General features: G+C 53.7%; 19 protein-coding genes. 11 read left to right on the top strand and 8 right to left on the bottom strand.

The window, feature by feature from the left end; translation table 11 throughout:
* Nucleotides 1–35 precede the first annotated feature (35 nt).
* Complete coding sequence (locus N5C09_RS02910; RefSeq protein WP_063868432.1) at nucleotides 36–1,157, bottom strand: branched-chain amino acid ABC transporter substrate-binding protein; 1,122 nt, start codon at nucleotides 1,155–1,157, stop codon at nucleotides 36–38.
* A gap of 411 nt (nucleotides 1,158–1,568) precedes the next feature.
* On the opposite strand from N5C09_RS02910, the gene N5C09_RS02905 reads away from it, so the two are divergent.
* On the top strand, nucleotides 1,569–2,237 hold the full coding sequence (locus N5C09_RS02905) for a YecA family protein (protein WP_279748402.1): 669 nt from the start codon (nucleotides 1,569–1,571) through the stop codon (nucleotides 2,235–2,237).
* Between the two features lie 28 nt (nucleotides 2,238–2,265).
* On the opposite strand, the gene tyrP is transcribed toward N5C09_RS02905, so the two are convergent.
* A complete protein-coding gene (tyrP, locus tag N5C09_RS02900; protein WP_279748401.1) occupies nucleotides 2,266–3,477 on the bottom strand; it encodes a tyrosine transporter TyrP in 1,212 nt (403 codons plus the stop codon).
* 191 nt (nucleotides 3,478–3,668) lie between these two features.
* Here tyrP and N5C09_RS02895 point away from each other — a divergent pair, with 191 nt between their 5' ends.
* Nucleotides 3,669–3,905 carry a YecH family metal-binding protein gene (locus N5C09_RS02895; RefSeq protein ID WP_279748400.1) on the top strand — a complete coding sequence of 79 codons (237 nt, stop codon included), beginning with the start codon at nucleotides 3,669–3,671 and terminating at the stop codon, nucleotides 3,903–3,905.
* A gap of 36 nt (nucleotides 3,906–3,941) precedes the next feature.
* Here N5C09_RS02895 and ftnA read toward each other — a convergent pair whose 3' ends face one another.
* Both ftnA and yecR read right to left on the bottom strand, forming a co-directional pair.
* Nucleotides 3,942–4,439: a non-heme ferritin gene (gene ftnA, locus N5C09_RS02890; protein WP_003859676.1), complete on the bottom strand. Its 498-nt coding sequence runs from the start codon at nucleotides 4,437–4,439 to the stop codon at nucleotides 3,942–3,944.
* A gap of 200 nt (nucleotides 4,440–4,639) precedes the next feature.
* Nucleotides 4,640–4,978, bottom strand: a complete 339-nt coding sequence (gene yecR, locus N5C09_RS02885) for a YecR family lipoprotein (protein ID WP_279748399.1) — start codon at nucleotides 4,976–4,978, stop codon at nucleotides 4,640–4,642.
* Nucleotides 4,979–5,223: 245 nt separating this feature from the next.
* Here yecR and N5C09_RS02880 point away from each other — a divergent pair, with 245 nt between their 5' ends.
* Nucleotides 5,224–5,862, top strand: a complete 639-nt coding sequence (locus N5C09_RS02880; protein WP_003859680.1) for an RpiB/LacA/LacB family sugar-phosphate isomerase — start codon at nucleotides 5,224–5,226, stop codon at nucleotides 5,860–5,862.
* A 43-nt stretch (nucleotides 5,863–5,905) separates the two neighbouring features.
* On the opposite strand, the gene N5C09_RS02875 is transcribed toward N5C09_RS02880, so the two are convergent.
* Complete coding sequence (locus tag N5C09_RS02875; protein ID WP_279748398.1) at nucleotides 5,906–7,324, bottom strand: MFS transporter; 1,419 nt, start codon at nucleotides 7,322–7,324, stop codon at nucleotides 5,906–5,908.
* A gap of 214 nt (nucleotides 7,325–7,538) precedes the next feature.
* On the opposite strand from N5C09_RS02875, the gene azuC reads away from it, so the two are divergent.
* Both azuC and N5C09_RS02865 read left to right on the top strand, forming a co-directional pair.
* A complete protein-coding gene (gene azuC, locus N5C09_RS02870; RefSeq protein WP_003859682.1) occupies nucleotides 7,539–7,622 on the top strand; it encodes a stress response protein AzuC in 84 nt (27 codons plus the stop codon).
* Between the two features lie 106 nt (nucleotides 7,623–7,728).
* The gene (locus N5C09_RS02865) at nucleotides 7,729–7,980 is read left to right on the top strand and encodes a DUF2766 family protein (protein WP_003859683.1); all 252 of its coding nucleotides are present in this window, start codon (nucleotides 7,729–7,731) and stop codon (nucleotides 7,978–7,980) included.
* Nucleotides 7,981–8,060: 80 nt separating this feature from the next.
* Here the strand turns inward: N5C09_RS02865 and N5C09_RS02860 are convergent, their stop codons facing one another.
* Nucleotides 8,061–9,404, bottom strand: a complete 1,344-nt coding sequence (locus N5C09_RS02860) for an anaerobic C4-dicarboxylate transporter (protein ID WP_279748397.1) — start codon at nucleotides 9,402–9,404, stop codon at nucleotides 8,061–8,063.
* 141 nt (nucleotides 9,405–9,545) lie between these two features.
* Nucleotides 9,546–10,049, bottom strand: a complete 504-nt coding sequence (locus tag N5C09_RS02855) for a non-heme ferritin-like protein (RefSeq protein WP_102751027.1) — start codon at nucleotides 10,047–10,049, stop codon at nucleotides 9,546–9,548.
* Nucleotides 10,050–10,553: 504 nt separating this feature from the next.
* Here N5C09_RS02855 and N5C09_RS02850 point away from each other — a divergent pair.
* The 6 genes from N5C09_RS02850 (at nucleotide 10,554) to otsA (ending at nucleotide 17,354) form a co-directional block, all read left to right on the top strand.
* Nucleotides 10,554–11,111: a DJ-1/PfpI family protein gene (locus N5C09_RS02850; RefSeq protein ID WP_131636917.1), complete on the top strand. Its 558-nt coding sequence runs from the start codon at nucleotides 10,554–10,556 to the stop codon at nucleotides 11,109–11,111.
* 316 nt (nucleotides 11,112–11,427) lie between these two features.
* The gene (gene araF / locus N5C09_RS02845) at nucleotides 11,428–12,417 is read left to right on the top strand and encodes an arabinose ABC transporter substrate-binding protein AraF (RefSeq protein ID WP_017384422.1); all 990 of its coding nucleotides are present in this window, start codon (nucleotides 11,428–11,430) and stop codon (nucleotides 12,415–12,417) included.
* A gap of 71 nt (nucleotides 12,418–12,488) precedes the next feature.
* Nucleotides 12,489–14,003 (top strand): L-arabinose ABC transporter ATP-binding protein AraG, encoded by a 1,515-nt coding sequence (araG, locus tag N5C09_RS02840; RefSeq protein WP_107533282.1) that lies wholly within the window; start codon nucleotides 12,489–12,491, stop codon nucleotides 14,001–14,003.
* A 14-nt stretch (nucleotides 14,004–14,017) separates the two neighbouring features.
* Entirely contained in the window at nucleotides 14,018–14,998 is a 981-nt protein-coding gene (gene araH / locus N5C09_RS02835) for an L-arabinose ABC transporter permease AraH (protein ID WP_063450143.1), read from the top strand.
* A gap of 153 nt (nucleotides 14,999–15,151) precedes the next feature.
* Nucleotides 15,152–15,955 (top strand): trehalose-phosphatase, encoded by an 804-nt coding sequence (gene otsB / locus N5C09_RS02830; protein WP_107533281.1) that lies wholly within the window; start codon nucleotides 15,152–15,154, stop codon nucleotides 15,953–15,955.
* The gene (otsA, locus tag N5C09_RS02825) at nucleotides 15,930–17,354 is read left to right on the top strand and encodes an alpha,alpha-trehalose-phosphate synthase (RefSeq protein WP_107533280.1); all 1,425 of its coding nucleotides are present in this window, start codon (nucleotides 15,930–15,932) and stop codon (nucleotides 17,352–17,354) included. The genes otsB and otsA overlap by 26 nt, the downstream gene beginning before the upstream one ends.
* Nucleotides 17,355–17,369: 15 nt before the next feature.
* Here otsA and uspC read toward each other — a convergent pair whose 3' ends face one another.
* Nucleotides 17,370–17,798, bottom strand: coding sequence for a universal stress protein UspC (gene uspC, locus N5C09_RS02820; protein WP_279748396.1), 429 nt, complete (start codon nucleotides 17,796–17,798; stop codon nucleotides 17,370–17,372).
* Nucleotides 17,799–18,483: the final 685 nt, after the last annotated feature.

Here is an 18,483-nt window from a genome sequence, read left to right as displayed (position 1 = left end):
GGCAGACCTGCCGGCGCAGAGCAGATTCCGTCCCGTTATGGCACTTCTTTATATTTGCCTTTGTCGTCCCACTGGTAGACCACGTAGTCAGACACCTTAAGGTCACCTTTGCTGTCCCAGGCTTTTTGACCCATGACCGTGTCGACTGGGTTGGCCTTCAGCCACTCGCTGGCTTTCGCTGAATCCGTGCCTTTTGTGGCCTTGAAAGCCGCCGCGATAGCCTGCACGGAAGCGTAGGCGTAGAGGGTATAGCCTTCTGGTTCAAATTTACCGGCGCGGAATTTATCAATCACGGCTTTTCCGTCGGGGATCATGCGCGGATCTTTACCGAACGTCATGTAAATACCGTTGGTGTATTGCGCTCCGCCGGCAGCGGTGACCATCTCTTCATTGACGATACAGTCCCCCGAGAAGAACTTCGCCTGCACGCCCTGCTCACGCATCTGGCGAACCAGCGGGCCCGCTTCCGGATGGCAGCCCCCGAAGAACACCACGTCCGGTTTTTGTGCGCCAATTTTGGTCACCAGGGCGTTAAAATCTTTTTCCCCGCGCGATAATCCTTCGTACATCACATCCTTAACGCCGCGTTTTGCCAGCGCCGCCTTAGTGGCATCCGCCAGCCCCTGACCGTAAGTGTCCTTATCGTGGATGATGACCACCCGTTTGGCCTTCAGCTTATCAAGAATAAAATCGCTGGCGACCTGGCCCTGCTGGTCGTCACGACCGCACATGCGGAACACATCGCTCATGCCGCGCTCGGTAATCAGCGGGTTCGTTGAGCCGGGAGTGATGGAGAGGATCCCGGCATCGCTATACACCTCGGAGGCGGGCATGGTCGACGAGGAGCAGAAATGGCCGACGACTGCTTTCACCTTATCCTGATCGACTAAGCGGTTGGCGACGGCAACGGCCTGTTTGGGTTCGCAGGCGTCATCGCCCTGAACCAGTTTGATTTTCTCACCGTTGATCCCGCCTGCGGCGTTAATGTCTTCCGCCGCCTGCGTAGCGCCATGCCAGTATTGATCGCCGTAGGTTGCGTTCGGGCCGGTGAACGGCCCGGCCACGCCGATGACGATATCGGCCTGCGCGGAAAAGGCCGTTACCAGACAGCCGGCCAGCACCAGGGAGAGGGGAGTTTTGGTAAATTTCAGCGACATTATTATGTTCCTTAGCAAAGAGGTTTTTGCACCAGGTATAAACCCGAACGCCTGATGGCATTGTTAATCCAAAAACAAGAGCGAGAACAAAATGCACTTTAGAAGCAATCTTCTGCTTAATACGGCGAGGATCCCACGCACCGTGAAGCGCGCAGAACATTAAGCAAAAAGGTTGCCAGAATGGTTAATCCCTTGACCGGGGCACAACATGTTGAGTATAGAGTGCCGTTTTACGCCCCTTTGCGGGATAAGATGAATTTTCAGCGGAGATCACATCTCCTTAACAACAAAGCCCATAAGTTGTGCAACGGTCACGATTTGCACGTTTTTGCAGCAACAAAGACCTCAACTTCAGATAGGCACGGGCGGCGATATATGTCAGGATCGTTTTTTTTATCAGGAGTATCAGCAATGGCTGAAGGCCCATTAAATGAAAGCGAGATGGCGTGGCTGGAAGAGACGTTAATGTCTTACGGTCACGACGATGCATCCGTGATTGACGTGTCCGAACTGGACGGCATGCTTACCGCAGTACTTTCCGGTCCCGTTGTGGTGGAGCCCGACACCTGGCTGGTGGCGGTCTGGGGTGGTGAGAAGTATATTCCGCGCTGGAAAAACGATCGTGAGATGAACCGGTTTATCGATCTTTGCTTTAAGCACATGAACGATATTGCCGAGCGTCTGAGCGAATACCCGGATCAGTTTGAACCGCTGTTTGGCTATAACGATGTTGACGGCCAGAGCTACACCGTGGTGGAAGAGTGGTGCTATGGCTACATGCGCGGCGTGGCGCTGACGGACAGGTCATCCCTGCCGGAAGCGCTGGAAGCGGATCTGGCGGTGATTGCCCTGCACGGCACGGAAGAGAACAGCGAGAAGCTGGATGCACTGACCGAAGAGGAATATATGGCCAGCATCGAGAGCATTCAGCCTGCGGCGCTGCGTTTGTATAACTATTGGGTTGCTAACCCGCAGCAGCCGGAAGCGAAAAAGCCGATAATCAACGGGGCGAAAGTGGGGCGTAACGACCCGTGCCCGTGCGGCAGCGGGAAGAAGTTCAAAAGCTGCTGCCTGCACTGAAAAAAGGGGCTATTCATAGCCCTTTTTTTTATCCCACTTCCGGCAGCATTCCCGCTGCAATCAGCACCTGCACCAGAATAATCACCACCCCACAACCAAACACCGCGCACAGCATTGGCGTACCGCCCGCCACGCGATACCCCTGCTGCGGATGCTGCTGGCGGCTTTTCCACGCCAGCAGGGAAGGCAACAGCAGGGCCAGAACCGATAACGCCACGCCGGCATACCCCAGCGCCATCACAAACCCGCGCGGATAAAAGAGTGCGAAAGCCAGCGGCGGCAGGAAGGTCATCGCCCCCGTCTGTAAGCGTCCGGCAACGGTATTGCGGCGCTGGAGCAGATCCGCCATATAGTCAAACAGGCCAAGCGCCACGCCGAGGAAGGAGGTTGCCAGCGCCAGGTCTGCAAACAGATGTACCGCCAGCTCTACGTGTGAAGAAGCCACCACGTTACGCAGGGCAACCAGGAAACCATTCAGACCAGAATGCTCGGCCATCAGGCCAATAAAAGTGGTGGAATCGATGCTGCCCAGCGTCACCAGCTGCCAGAACAGATAGGCAATCAGCGGAATGGCGCTGCCGATGACAAAGACGCGGCGCAGCTTGCGTGTGTCGCCGTTCATATAGCTGACGATGCTCGGCACGCTGCCGTGAAAACCGAACGAGGTAAAAATCACCGGGATGGCCGAAAGCGCCAGACCTTTTTCCAGCGGCATCGTCAGCAGGTTGATCTTATGAACGTGCGGGGCCAGCAGCACCAGCATCACAACAAGGAAGAGAATTTTGGCGCTGAATAAAAAGCGGTTAAACAGATCGACCAGCGACGTGCCCGCGCAAACCACGCCGCCACCGATTAGCGCAAAGACAATGGCGCCTGTTTCCGGTGAAAACGACGCCCCGAAGCCGTCATTGATACTTGACGCTATCAGTTCCCCGGCGCCGCTGATGTAAGCGGCAGTCAGCGCGTACATCAGGAACATCATGCTAAAACCGGTGATCCACTGCCCGTAGCGTCCAAGATAGCGTGCCGCCAGGGAGCCTAGGCCGGTATCGGCAGGGACGTGCTGATAAACCTCCAGCAACAGGAGCGCGGTGTAACACATCAGGGCCCACAACCCGCCCAGTAACAGTACGGTCACGCCAAATCCGACGCCGGCAGCCGCCAGCGGCATAGCCAACATTCCTGCGCCAATTGTCGTTCCGGCGACGATAAAAATACTTCCCAGAGTTCTGTTTTTCACGCTTTCCTCTACAACCCTTCCATACCGCGACTCATTCTGCGGCGCAGAGTAAGGGAAAAGCTCCATCTCGTCAAATCACCGTTACATAGGGTGTAATGATTAATTTACAAAAAGAAAAGGGGAACCTGCGCCAGCGCAAAGCGTGTCGTGGAGGGAGCGGTTAGTCTGCTTTTTATTTGCGAGAGGTAACCATGTCAATTCACGGTCACGACGTGCTTAATATGATGATTGAGTCAGGTGAGCGCTATACGGAGCAGAGTCTGGTTGAGGCAATTCATGCCCGCTTTGGCGAAGCGGCGCGATTCCATACCTGTTCGGCTTCGGAGATGTCCGCCGAAGAGCTGGTGGCGTTTCTGGCGGCGCGCGGAAAATACATTCCGGCAGAAGACGGCTTTTCTACGCACGAAAGTAAGATTTGCCGTCATTAAAATAAAACGGTGCTGAAAAGTCAGCACCGTTTGATATTAATTCTGAGTATCGAGAGTCGACAGCTCTTTATCGATAAAGTACAGGCCTTCCCCGGATTTCCCCGCCAGCGATAATTTATCCAGCACGGATTTAAACAGCTTCTCTTCTTCGTGCTGTTCAGCCACATACCACTGAAGGAAATTAAAGGTTGGATAATCCTGGCTGGTCATAGCGGCATGAGCCAGTTCATTTATTTTCTGGGTGATCAGCTGTTCATGCTCGTACGTGGCGCGGAACAATTCATCCAGAGAGCCGTACTCGGCGAAAGGCGACGCCACGTTATCAATGCGCGGCAGGCTGCCGGTATCCGTCAGATAATCAAACAGACGCTGCATGTGCGTCATCTCTTCCTGAGCATGACGACGCAGGAAGGCGGCGGCCCCTTCAAAGCTGTGATAGCTGCACCAGGCGCTCATCTGCTGATAAAGCAGGGAAGAAAAAAGCTCAAGATTCATTTGCGCATTGAGCTTGTCGATCATTTCAGTTTTAAGCATGGTGCAGCTCCGGTTTATTATTTCTGGTTCACGATGAGCGACACTATAATTTGTTATTTAATTATTTGCAAAAAGTAAAATAAATATCTCTTTATTAAAAATACGAATGGGAATAAAACGCATTGCCGCTATTTATTTTTATTAATGCGAATTGTTTTTGTTCTTATTAAATAAACTGCCAGCGTGACTGGCAGTACCGGTTAATACCACGGATTCTGGCGGCCGGCGGTTACGGCGTAACCCTGACATTTATACTGAATGGTCACGCTTTCATTCAGACACAGCGAGCCGCTGATGAGCGTACAGGTTTTAATGGGCTGTCCGTAGGCTGACGCGGTGGCATAGCCCATGTTTTGACAGGCTTTTGTTGCCGTTCCGTTATTGACATAGTCGTCAGACCAGGCATTTTGCAGCATGGCCTGGCCATAGTCGAGGCGCACAATCCCGTTAGGGGCATCGGTGCTGCTTACTTGTGCCTCACGGTTGATGCTGCACCCGGCGAGCAGCAGGATCGTTCCGGCGATGATTACACTTTTCATGGTTCACTCTGCGTGTCGGGAAATATGCCATTGTAACCAACGCGATGGGGCGCAATGGCTGGAATAGCCGGAGGATCTGACCCTTCACCGTGCAACGAGCCGGTCCCGCCTGCGAAATTGTGAGCGCATCTTTGTTTTTTAAAACAAGTTTTCACTTAATTTGAAAGTGCGTTTGTTTGATAGTAAGGTTAAGTGGAAAAGGTATCCACAGCGGGATCGCCCGCCATGCATTCAGGAGAGACGAGATGAAAATTGCACTGATGATGGAAAACAGCCAGGCCGCTAAAAATCCCATCATCCTTAATGAGCTGAAAGCCGTTGCTGATGAAAAAGGTTTCCCGGTCTATAACGTCGGTATGAGTGATGAGAACGATCATCATCTCACCTACATTCACCTGGGCATCATGGCGAGCATTCTGCTGAACGCGAAAGCCGTCGATTTTGTTGTTACCGGCTGCGGTACCGGGCAGGGCGCATTGATGTCCCTGAACATTCATCCGGGCGTCATTTGCGGCTACTGCATCGATCCTGCGGATGCTTTCCTGTTTGCACAAATCAACAACGGTAACGCGCTTTCTCTGCCATTTGCGAAGGGCTTTGGCTGGGGGGCAGAACTGAACGTCCGCTTTATCTTTGAGAAAGCCTTTACCGGACGCAATGGCGAAGGCTACCCGCCAGAGCGTAAAGAGCCGCAGGTGCGTAATGCGGGGATCCTCAATCAGGTGAAAGCCGCCGTGGTGAAAGAAAACTATCTGGATACCCTGCGTGCAATCGATCCTGAGCTGGTTAAAACCGCCGTCTCGGGCCAGCGCTTCCAGCAGTGCTTCTTCGAAAACTGCCAGGACAAAGAGATCGAAGCCTTTGTGCGCGGTATTGTTGGCTAATTCCGTTGTGCCGGGCGGCGCGCTGTCTGCCCGGCAAGAAGCCTTACTTTTTCGATGAGACCGCGCTGCCTGCATCTTTGGTCAGGCGCAGCGTGTCAAACATCCCCACCAGGCAGATTAGCGCGATCGCCACAAATGCCAGCCGGAAGCTCATTCCCGGCATGGCGGTAAGCCCCATCGCCTCGCTGACTGTTTCCCCGATACGAATACCTATTGCCCCGAGTGAGATCCCAAGCCCCACGGCAAGCTGCGTTGCGGTTGAAAATAACGTATTGGCGTAGCTCATCTGCGCCGGGGGCACATCCGCAAAGGCCAGCGTACTGACCGCCGTAAACTGAACCGAGCGGAAAACGCCGCCCAGATAGAGGATCAGCATCACGAGCCACATCGGGGTCTGCGGAGTGAGAAACGCGCAGGCCAGCAATGCCACCACATTCAGCGCACCGTTAATCAGCAAAAGCCGCTTAAAACCCAGGCTGCGGATCAGGGGCGTCGTCGCCGGTTTAATGGTGAGATTGCCAACGAAAACGGCCAGCACCAGCAGGCCCGAATGGAACGCATCCATGCCAAAGCCGACCTGAAACATCAGTGGTAGCAGGAACGGGACCGCGCTGATGGAGGCGCGAAACAGCGATCCGCCGTACAGGGTGACGCGAAACGTCGGCACCTGCATCGCATCGAGACCGATCATCGGCCAGGCTGCCCGTTTAAAATGACGCAGCGCCAGGCCCAACGCGACGAAACCGACGATGAACAGCGTGGCCGTTAATCCTGCCCGAAGAGGCTGTCTTCCCATCAACTCCATCGCGTACACCAGGCTTACCATGGCAAGGGTGGTGACAACAAAACCCGGCAAATCAAACGGCCGTCGCGTATCTTCATGCAGGTCAGGAATGATGCGCAGCGCCAGCAAAATGGCGATGAACCCCAGCGGCACGTTAATAAAGAAGATCCAACGCCAGTCGGCATAGCTTGTGATGAACCCGCCCAGCGGCGGGCCGATGATTGGCGCAACCAGCGCAGGCCAGGTCAGGGTGGCGATTGCCGTGATGAGCTGGTGTTTTGGCGTTGTGCGTAACACGGCCAGGCGGCCAACGGGCACCATCAGCGCGCCGCCTATGCCCTGGAGCACGCGCATCGCCACGAACTGCTCAAGCGTTTTGGACAGGCCGCAAAATACCGAGGCCAGCGTGAAGATCGCCAGCGCGAGGGCGAACACTTTGCGTGCGCCGAAGCGGTCGGCAATCCAGCCGCTGGCGGGGATCAGCACGGCCAGGGTAATCAGATAGGCGCTGATACCGATATTCAGATCCACGGCCTGTACGCCAAAGCTCTTTGCCATATCCGGCAGCGCGGTGGCAATCACCGTCCCGTCCAGAAACTCCATAAAGAAAGCACCGGCCACCAGCAGCGCCGCAGGCGAGAGTCCACGGCCCTCTTTGCCGGTTAGGTTTTCACTCATTCTCTTCCTGCCCGTTCAAAAAATTTTATAAAAATTTACTGGAATTTATAAGTCTGTAAGATGCGGATTTATCTTGGCTTTTTTTAACAAACCAGCAGCACTGTGGGGTTAGTAACCGTGACGTAGGTCACAAAACGGTTGATTTTTGTGATGATGGTCATATTATAAGCCTATTGACAATAACACCTGCATAACACGTTACTGGAGCAACATAATGAAACTGCGCAAAATCCTGAAAAGCATGTGGGCGAACTACTGCACGACGTTCAAAGACGTCCCACCGGGTGCGATGTTCTGATAAAAAAACCTGCTTCGGCAGGTTTTTTTATGTCTGCGAACGACGAGAGGAAGATAGAAGGGCATCTGTTTTGCTACTATGGCGGCCTTTCAATAAGGAGAAACCCATGTCACAAAACCTGAGCGCCGATCAGGAACTGGTATCTGACGTCGTCGCCTGCCAGCTGGTTATCAAACAAATCCTTGATGTGATTGACGTTATCGCGCCGGTAGAAGTGCGCGAAAAGATGTCGACCCAACTGAAAAACATCGATTTCACCAACCATCCTGCCGCGGCGGATCCGGTTACGCTCCGCGCGATCCAGAAAGCGATCGCGCTGATTGAACTTCGCTTCACGCCGCAGGGTGAGTCACACTAAAATAAACCGATGTTTTAAAATTAGAAACTGTTTTCTGATTTTGCGTTGAAGGGCGACAGAGCCTGTCGCCCTCAGAAGGGTCAGAAGAACGTCTGCACCAGCAGATAGCTCACCACGCAGGCGCAGCTGACGCCAATCAGCCCCGGCAGAATAAAGCTGTGGTTAATGATGAATTTGCCGATGCGGGTGGTGCCGGAGCGATCGAATCCGATACAGGCCAGATCGCTCGGATAGGTGGGCAGCACAAAGTAGCCGTATGACGCCGGGAAGAAAGCAACCAGCATTTTCGGGTCGATGCCCAGCATCAACCCCATCGGGGCGACGGCGGTCAAGGCTGCGGCCTGGCTGTTGACCAGTTTTGAGACCAGAAACAGCACGATGGCATACGTCCAGGGATGACTCTTCACGACCCCCTCCAGCGCCATTTTCAGCTCGTCGAGATGCGCCTGAAAAAAGGTATCGCTCATCCACGCCACGCCAAACACCGAGAAGATGGCGACCATCCCCGCCTTAAACACTGCCCCGTTTGAAATTGCCGATGCATTGACCTTGCAGGTCATCAGCATGACGGCCCCGGCGATCAACATCATCATTTGAATGACAAGATTCATCGACAGAGCCGTCATTTTACCTTTGATCTCAAAGGCCGGGCGTAGCGCTGGCACTGCCCCCAGAAGCACCACGACGGCAATACCGGCGAAGAAAATCCACGTTGACCAGTAGGCCTGTTTCGGGAAACGCTGATCCATCAGCGTCTCCGTTCCCCCGTAAATAAACTCCCGCTGTTTCGGATCTCCCAGCTTTTCCTGAAACTCAGGATCGTCTGCCAGGTTCTTCCCGCGGCGTAAACTCCACAGCGCGGCGATGGCAACGCCACACAGCGAGGCCGGTACGGAGACGGCCAGGATTTCGAGGATCCCCCACGCGTGGCCGATACCGTGCTGCGCACCCAGAATGGACACCAGCGACACGACGGCCACGGAAACGGGGGAGGCGGTGATCGCCATCTGAGATGCCACCGAGGCCACTGCCATTGGTCGTTCCGGACGTATGCCTTTTTTCAGGGCAATATCCGCGATAATGGGAAACATGGTGTAAACGACGTGGCCGGTCCCGCAGAGAAAGGTCAGCGTCCAGGTGGTAAATGGCGCGAGAAGGGTGATGTGCTGGGGATGTTTACGCAGCAGACGCTCCGCGAACTGCATCATCACGTTCAGGCCACCCGCAGTCTGTAGCGTGGCCGCGCAGCCGATGACCGCAAGGATCGTGAGCATCACGTCAACCGGGGGTTTACCGGGTTGCAGACCAAAGACAAAACTCAAAATAAACAGGCCGATGCCGCTTATCAGCCCCAGGCCCATACCGCCGAAGCGTGTGCCTATCAGCAGGCAGAGGATAATGACAATAAACTCAATGGTGATCATGATGCTCCCTCGTCAATGAATGTAATTAAACAAATCATTACACGATGTATGGTTATTCATTGGGAGCGAGATCTGATTTGTTAAATGTCAGTAAAAGCAGGGAGTTGGTACCCGCTCCCTGACGGGAGCGGGTGAAAGGGATTAGTGGTGCTGAACGGTGGCAAGGTCCAGAAGATGGCGGTCCGTCTGCTCCAGGCAAATACCCGCGCGCTTCGCGTTGCGGATTTCATCTGCGAGCGTTTTCAGCAGCATGCCATCCTGCTGCTGCTCTCTGTCCATATCACGTAAAAACCTGAAGGTCGTGATGTCCTGTTGCGCTTTGGCTTCATCAGCCAGCTTGCTCAGCGTCGCACAGCGTTGCTCATACTCTTCGAGCGTTTTCTGGAACAGTTCTTCCAGAGAAGAGTAATTATCTTCAATCGTTTCAAGCTCTTTTACGGTGGGGTTTGCCCCGACGGCTTTTAAAAAGTTAAAGACACGCATCATGTGCGTGACGTTACTTTGCGCCTGAGTACGAAAGAAAGTGGCAGTGCCGTTGAGGCTTTTTCTGGAACACCACGCGCTCAAATGCAGATGCAGATTTGAAGCGTAAAACTCCAGGTTCATCTGGGCATTCAGTTTTTGCATCATCGTTTGGGTAGTCATACTCATATCCTTATTGACTGTGGGACTTGATGTCCGCTACTTAACCTGACCCGGCAGGTATTGACGATTGAATGGCAGAAAAAGATTTCTGCAAGGTAAAGAAACTCGAAAATTCACTTCCTGTGTTCGATTTAAATAAGCATACGCTTCTCTTCGAATTAAGAAAACTCTTAATTGGGCTGTGTTTACCATACATTACAAATTTAAATATAGCGCAGAATAGAAAACAGGCGATAAGTCGGATTGTTTTTTAATTATATGATTTTATTGATTTAAAAAAGAATAACGCTCATTTTTATCGTTTCAGGAAACCTTCTTTGGCGGGAAATTCTGCGAAAGTGTTAAATGAGAAATAATATCTGCAAATATATCCTGCTGTAGGAAATTTGAGCTAAATCAATTTTACCGCAATATACGGTTCTGTGATCGCGTCGCAAGATTGTCATCTGACATGGTGTAAAAATGAAACAATGTTTTATATCGTTTCATCCGTTGAGGTTTATGATGACTAAAGTTGCGGTGCTGTTGGCACCAGGTTTTGAAGAAGCAGAAGCGATTATCACTATTGATATTCTGCGCCGCTTGCAGATTGAGGTGGAAACGCTGGCCTGCACGGAGTCCCGTGCGGTAGTGAGTTACCACAACATTCCCATGGTGGCCGACAGTACGTTAACGGAGCGCAGTGAGACGCTTTATGACGCGGTGGTTTTACCCGGCGGGCCGCAGGGAAGCGTCAGCCTCGCGGCTAACCGCGAGGTGATACGCTTTATTTCCGCGCATGACGAGCGCGGCAAGCTCATCTGCCCCATCTGCTCTGCGGCAGCGCGGGTTCTGGGCGGCAACGGGTTGCTCAAGGGGCGCCGCTACGTCTGTTCCGGCGATCTGTGGGAAACCGTTAATGACGGGGTTTATGTGGATGCGCCGGTCGTAGAGGATAACAACCTTATCAGCGGTAAGGGCCTGGGACACGCTTTTGACTTTGCGCTGACGCTCTCTGCTCGTCTGTTGGGCGACGATGCCCCCGTTCGCGATCATGCGGAACACATCTATTATCCCTGGTAATTTCTCTGCCGGGCGCTCAGGCGTCCGGATGACAGGGACGTCTTAGCTGACCTTATGGATAATTCTGCTTAATCCCTTCCCATTTGTAGGACAATTACGGCCTTTTTTATGTCATTTTTCGCTGAATTTATGTACGCAATTACTGTAATTCTGCGGTGTGATGGCGCTCTCTTATGGATGATTAATTTCCCGCTAAAACTATCTCCAGCAATAACGCTTATGACGAGGTAAGCGCTAATGCCTTGTTTTAAGTCCGATTAAATAAGCTGTTCGCCATTATTCCCTACAGATAAGAATACTTAAGCTGGAGTTTACCATGCACAAATTTACTAAAGCGCTGGCGGCCATCGGCCTGGCTGCCGTTATGTCACAATCCGCTATCGCTGAAAATTTAAAGCTCGGTTTTCTGGTCAAACAGCCTGAAGAACCGTGGTTCCAGACCGAATGGAAATTTGCTGATAAAGCCGGGAAAGATTTGGGATTTGAGGTGATTAAAATCGCCGTGCCTGACGGCGAGAAAACGCTGAACGCCATCGATAGCCTGGCGGCCAGCGGCGCGAAAGGGTTCGTTATCTGTACCCCGGATCCAAAACTGGGTTCGGCTATTGCCGCGAAAGCGCGCGGTTACGATATGAAAGTCATTGCCGTGGACGACCAGTTCGTGAATGCCAAAGGCAAACCGATGGATACCGTTCCGCTGGTGATGATGGCGGCCACCAAAATCGGTGAGCGTCAGGGTCAGGAGCTCTATAAAGAGATGCAAAAACGCGGCTGGGATGTGAAAGAGACCGCCGTAATGGCCATTACCGCTGACGAGCTGGATACCGCCCGTCGTCGTACCACGGGCTCCATGGACGCCCTGAAGGCGGCCGGCTTCCCGGAAAAACAGATCTACAAAGTGCCGACCAAATCCAATGATATCCCGGGCGCCTTTGATGCGGCGAACTCCATGCTCGTCCAGCATCCGGAGGTGAAACACTGGCTGGTGGTGGGCATGAACGACAACACCGTGCTGGGCGGCGTGCGTGCAACGGAAGGTCAGGGCTTTAAGGCACCGGACGTAATTGGGATCGGCATTAACGGCGTTGACGCCGTGAGCGAACTGTCTAAAGCGCAGGCGACCGGCTTCTACGGCTCCCTGCTGCCAAGCCCGGATGTCCACGGCTATAAATCCAGTGAAATGCTCTACAACTGGGTGACCAAAGGGGTTGAGCCGCCGAAATTCACCGAAGTGACCGACGTGGTGCTGATCACCCGCGATAACTTCAAAGAGGAGCTGGCGAAAAAAGGACTGGGCGGTAAGTAATACGCTGTGATTGCGCCCCTCACTCGCCGTGAGGGGCCAGACGTACACACTACAGGAATCACGGAGTCGTTATGCAACAGTCTGATCCGTATCTCTCTTTCCGCGGCATCGGGAAAACGTTCCCCGGCGTAAACGCGCTGACCGATATCAGCTTCGACTGCTATGCCGGCCAGGTTCACGCCCTGATGGGGGAGAACGGCGCGGGAAAATCCACGCTGCTAAAGATCCTCAGCGGCAACTACACGCCCACCACCGGTACGCTGGCCATTCGCGGCGAAGAGGTGGCCTTTGCCGACACCACGGCCGCGTTAAACGCGGGTGTCGCCATCATCTATCAGGAGCTGCACCTTATTCCTGAGATGACCGTGGCGGAGAACATCTATCTGGGCCAGCTTCCGCATAAAAGCGGCGTGGTCAACCGCTCGCTGCTCAACTATGAAGCGGGCTTGCAGCTGAAGCACCTTGGGCTGGATGTCGATCCGCAAACGCCCCTTAAGTATCTCTCCATCGGCCAGTGGCAGATGGTGGAAATTGCCAAAGCGCTGGCGCGTAACGCCAAAATCATCGCTTTCGATGAGCCAACCAGCTCGCTCTCCGCGCGCGAAATAGAAAACCTCTTTCGCGTGATCCGCGAGCTGCGCAAAGAGGGCCGCATCATTCTGTACGTTTCTCACCGTATGGAAGAGATTTTTGCCTTAAGCGATGCCATCACGGTGTTTAAGGATGGCCGCTACGTGCGCACCTTTACCGATATGGAGCAGGTCAATCATGACCAGCTGGTGCAGGCGATGGTCGGACGCGATCTGGGAGATATCTACCACTGGAAACCACGGGAATACGGCCCAGAGCGTCTGCGTCTGGATAACGTTAAAGCGCCCGGCGTTCGCACGCCCATCTCACTCTCGGTGCGCAGCGGCGAAATCGTCGGGCTGTTTGGCCTGGTGGGGGCAGGGCGCAGCGAGCTGATGAAAGGGCTGTTTGGCGGTACGCGTATCACCCAGGGCCAGGTCTTCGTCGACGGGAAAAAGGTGGATATTCAGAAGCCTGCCCAGGCGATTAATGCGGGCATCATGCTCTGCCCGGAGGATCGAAAGGCCGAAGGCATCATTCCGGTACATTCGGTGCGCGACAACATCAACATCTCTGCCCGGCGCAAGTTCATCCGTGCGGGATGCCTGATTAACGATGGCTGGGAGGCGAGCAACGCGGATCACCATATCCGTTCGCTGAACATCAAAACCCCCGGTGCTGAACAGCTGATCATGAACCTGTCCGGCGGCAACCAGCAGAAAGCGATTCTGGGTCGCTGGCTGTCGGAAGACATGAAGGTCATTTTGCTCGACGAGCCGACGCGCGGCATCGACGTCGGGGCGAAACACGAAATTTATAACGTCATCTATGAGCTGGCAAAACGCGGCGTGGCGGTGCTGTTCGCCTCCAGCGATCTGCCCGAAGTGCTCGGCGTTGCCGACCGTATCGTTGTGATGCGCGAAGGCGAAATTGCCGGTGAATTGTTGCATGAACAGGCGAATGAACAACAGGCGTTGAGTCTCGCCATGCCTAAAGTTAGCCAGGCTGTCGCCTGAGTAAGGAGTCAATGATGTCCTCTGTTACTACATCCGGAGCGCCGAAGTCGGCCTTCAGCGTTGGCCGCATCTGGGACCAGTACGGCATGCTGGTGGTTTTTGCCGCCCTGTTCGTTGCGTGCGCGATTTTTGTGCCAAACTTCGCGACCTTCATCAACATGAAGGGGCTGGGGCTGGCGATCTCCATGTCCGGCATGGTGGCCTGCGGAATGCTGTTCTGTCTGGCCTCCGGCGATTTTGACCTGTCGGTCGCCTCGGTGATTGCCTGTGCCGGCGTCACCACCGCCGTGGTCATCAACATGACCGAAAGCCTGTGGATCGGCGTATTTGCCGGGCTGATGCTCGGCGTGCTGAGCGGCCTGGTGAACGGCTTCGTGATTGCGCGCCTGAAGATTAACGCCCTGATCACGACGCTGGCGACCATGCAAATCGTGCGCGGTCTGGCCTATATCATCTCTGACGGTAAGGCGGTAGGGATTGAAGACGAGCGCTTCTTCACGCTGGGCTATGCCAACTGGCTGGGCCTGCCCGCGCCTATCTGGCTGACGGTCGCCTGTCTGATCCTGTTCGGTTTCCTGCTTAACCGTACCACCTTTGGCCGTAATACCCTGGCAATTGGCGGTAACGAGGAAGCGGCGCGCCTGGCGGGGGTGCCGGTTGTGCGCACCAAGATCATTATCTTCGTGCTCTCCGGGCTGGTATCGGCGGCGGCGGGGATTATTCTGGCGTCGCGCATGACCAGCGGCCAGCCAATGACCTCTATCGGCTATGAGCTGATTGTCATTTCAGCCTGCGTTTTGGGGGGCGTTTCCCTCAAGGGCGGCATCGGAAAAATCTCATATGTGGTGGCGGGGATCCTGATTCTGGGGACCGTGGAGAACGCCATGAACCTGCTTAATATTTCTCCGTTCTCTCAGTACGTCGTGCGCGGCCTGATCCTGCTGGCAGCGGTGATATTCGACCGTTACAAGCAAAAAGCGAAGCGTACCGTCTGATTTATTTTTAGCCACCAATATGCTCAACTATTAACCATAGTTGACCCCCTGACCGGCCCGCCAGTTTTGCTGACGGGCCGGTTGCTAAATGGCGAGCAGCGTCACACTGTCTATACTTACATGGCTGTTTTGCTAACCGTAAGGAGGATTAGGGTGGCTGACTTGTTAACCGCACCGCCTGTACTGCCCGGAAAATTTGCTTTCTTTTTTGACCTCGACGGGACGCTCGCCGGGATTGAACCGCATCCTGATGACGTCGTTGTACCGGATACGGTGTTAGAGAATTTGCAGCAGCTCTCACGACAGAACGAGGGGGCACTGGCATTGATTTCAGGGCGCTCAATGGCCGAGCTGGACGTGCTCGCCAGTCCTTATCACTTTCCGCTGGCCGGTGTACACGGAGCGGAGCGCCGCGATATCCATGATCAACTGCACATAGTTTCACTCCCCGATACGCTGATTCAGGCGCTGCATGCGCAACTCTCTTCGGCACTGGAACTGCTTCCTGGTACGGAACTGGAAGCCAAAGGCATGGCCTTTGCGCTGCACTACCGTCAGGCACCCCACCATGAGTCGGCGATCTTTGCGCTGGCAAGAAGCGTGGCGGACGCCCATCCGGAGCTGGCCTTACAGCCGGGTAAATGTGTGGTTGAGATTAAACCGGCAGGCATTAATAAAGGCGCTGCCATTGCAGCGTTTATGGCGGAAGCACCGTTTAAAGGGCGTACGCCAGTCTTTTTTGGGGATGACCTGACCGATGAGGCCGGGTTCAGCGTGGTAAACCAGGCCGAGGGCATGTCTGTCAAGGTCGGGCCTGGTGAAACCGTTGCCGGATGGCGTCTGGAAAATGTCGCCAGCGTCTGGCAGTGGATATCTGACGTCGCTAACCAGCAACAACAACAAATAGCGCAAAACAACGGGAGAAATCATTATGGGTCGCTTAGTCGTCGTCTCTAATCGCATCGCACCGCCGGATGATAAAAAAGCCAGTGCCGGTGGACTGGCGGTCGGGGTATTAGGTGCCCTCAAAGCCGCGGGTGGTCTCTGGTTTGGCTGGAGCGGTGAAATCAGTAATGATGAAAAACCGCTAAACACGGTGTCGCGGGGCAATATCACGTGGGCCTCTTTCGCCCTCAGCGAAAAGGACTACGATGAATATTATTCCGAGTTCTCGAACGCCGTGCTGTGGCCTGCGTTCCACTATCGTCTGGATCTGGTGAAGTTCCAGCGTGAATCGTATGAAGGCTATATGCGCGTCAACGCGCTGCTGGCAGATAAACTGCTGCCGCTGATAGAAGAAGACGATATTTTATGGATCCACGATTATCACCTGCTGCCCTTCGCCAGGGAGCTGCGTAAACGTGGCGTGAAGAACCGCATCGGCTTCTTCCTGCATATTCCTTTCCCGACTCCGGAGATTTTTACGGCGCTGCCGCAACATGAAGAGATCCTGGAGGCGCTGTCCGATTACGACCTGCTCGGGTTCCAGACGGAAAACGACAGGCTGGCTTTCCTCGACAGCGTGTCGGGTAAAACGCGGCTTGTCACTCACGGCGGAAAATCTCACACCGCGTGGGGGCGAAATTTCCATACCGAAGTCTACCCGATTGGTATTGAGCCTGACGAAATCGCCGAGCAGGCCTCCGGCCCGCTGCCGCCGAAGCTTGCGCAGCTTAAGAACGAACTTAAGCACGTTAAGAACATCTTCTCGGTCGAGCGCCTGGATTACTCCAAAGGGTTGCCGGAACGATTCCTTGCTTACGAAACCCTGCTGGATAAATTCCCGCAGCATCACGGCAAGATCCGCTATACCCAGATAGCGCCAACCTCGCGCGGTGAGGTTCAGGCCTATCAGGATATTCGTCACCAGCTGGAGACCGAAGCAGGGCGCATCAACGGACGCTACGGTCAGCTCGGCTGGACACCGCTTTTCTATCTGAATCAGCACTTTGAGCGCAAAATCCTGATGAAGGTGTTCCGCTATGCTGACGTCGGCCTGGTCACGCCGCTGCGCGACGGGATGAATCTGGTGGCAAAAGAGTATGTTGCAGCACAAGATCCTGCTGACCCTGGGGTGCTGGTGCTGTCACAATTTGCCGGTGCGGCAAACGAGTTAACCTCAGCGTTGATTGTGAACCCTTACGATCGCGATGACGTGGCCAATGCCCTGAACCGTGCGTTAACCATGCCGCTTGCGGAGCGTATTTCGCGTCATTCGGAAATGATGGAGACCATCGTTAAGAATGATATCGACCGCTGGCAGGCGCGTTTTATTGACGATTTGCGCGCGATCCAGCCGCAGAGTCAGGAAGGTGACCTGCAAAAAAAGATCGCGACATTCCCTAAACTCGCCTGATTTTCTCCGGGGGCATTAATTGCCCCCGAGAGGCACCAGCAGTACATCAACACGGCTTGATGAAACAATGGATTTTGCCGAGCAAGCCGCACGAGAAAAAAAGCTCTGGTTATGATTCCCGCCAATCACCAGGTCAATATTCTCTTTCTGGCACATGTCGAGAATATGCGCGCTTAATTCACCCGTCGCGATGACGGTCTGATGAATCGGATAGTCTGCCTTCTGTGCCAGCTCTCGCAGAAATTGCTGCGTTTCCTCCTGCAACACCTCACGAATATCCTCCAGCATCGGCGCAGCCAGCTGATTATACATTTCGGGTTCGGCGGCCAGCGTGATCAGGCTGATGCGGGCGTTTGCGGGGCGGGCGATGGACACGGCTCGGGCGACAAGCTGATGGCTTTCGGGAGAAACAGCAACGGAAACAAGCAGATGGGAGTAACTCATCACGCACTCCTTTGATGTCAGAATGACAAGTTTCCCCAGCTTTACCGCGAAACTGACCTTACTGCAAGGGGTGAATGCGTCATTAGTGTGAAGCTTATCATAATTATTCATTAATTATTCTTATAAGAAGAATAACTGAAAAGTTGGGCTAAATGAAAATAATTAACAACTTAACGTAAATGACACATTTAAGCTTCCGGGCGGTTTACCCGGCTTAACGCAACGTCAACCCGACGAAGATCGTTACGCAACGAAACTGTTTTTTTGGTTGCCAACGTTAACTTGTTGTTTTTACTTTATTAATTAAATGTCGTTTCAGCGTGACGTTTTCCCCATAGCAGGTTATCGCGAATTTGCCCTGTTCTTGCCTATCCCCGACCCAATTTTCCCGTCCTGATGCATGAGTATTCGTTGCTTAAGAATATAAACAAGCTTCGGTTGGGTGAAAAACACCCAAATTACAAGTCACGCTGATGGATTTGTGGGTTACATTCGCGTAAATTATGTGACGTAGATCACATTTTTTTTAAATTCCAGGGGGGGCTGCATTGTATGTGTCAAAACTGACGAGTAGAGTTTGCGTCGAATTAGGAAAAATCTTAGTTATTTGTAAGAAAAGATAAAATGTGTAACCGACATTTTGGCCATGTTAGCCGGTCACGCGCTTTACGACGTACAAACCTAA

Source organism: Enterobacter sp. GD03975 (assembly GCF_029838645.1).
In the GTDB taxonomy this organism is placed as follows: Bacteria; Pseudomonadota; Gammaproteobacteria; order Enterobacterales; family Enterobacteriaceae; genus Enterobacter; species Enterobacter quasihormaechei.
Note: the sequence above shows the minus strand (reverse complement) of the source record. Positions and strands in the feature narration are given on the sequence as shown.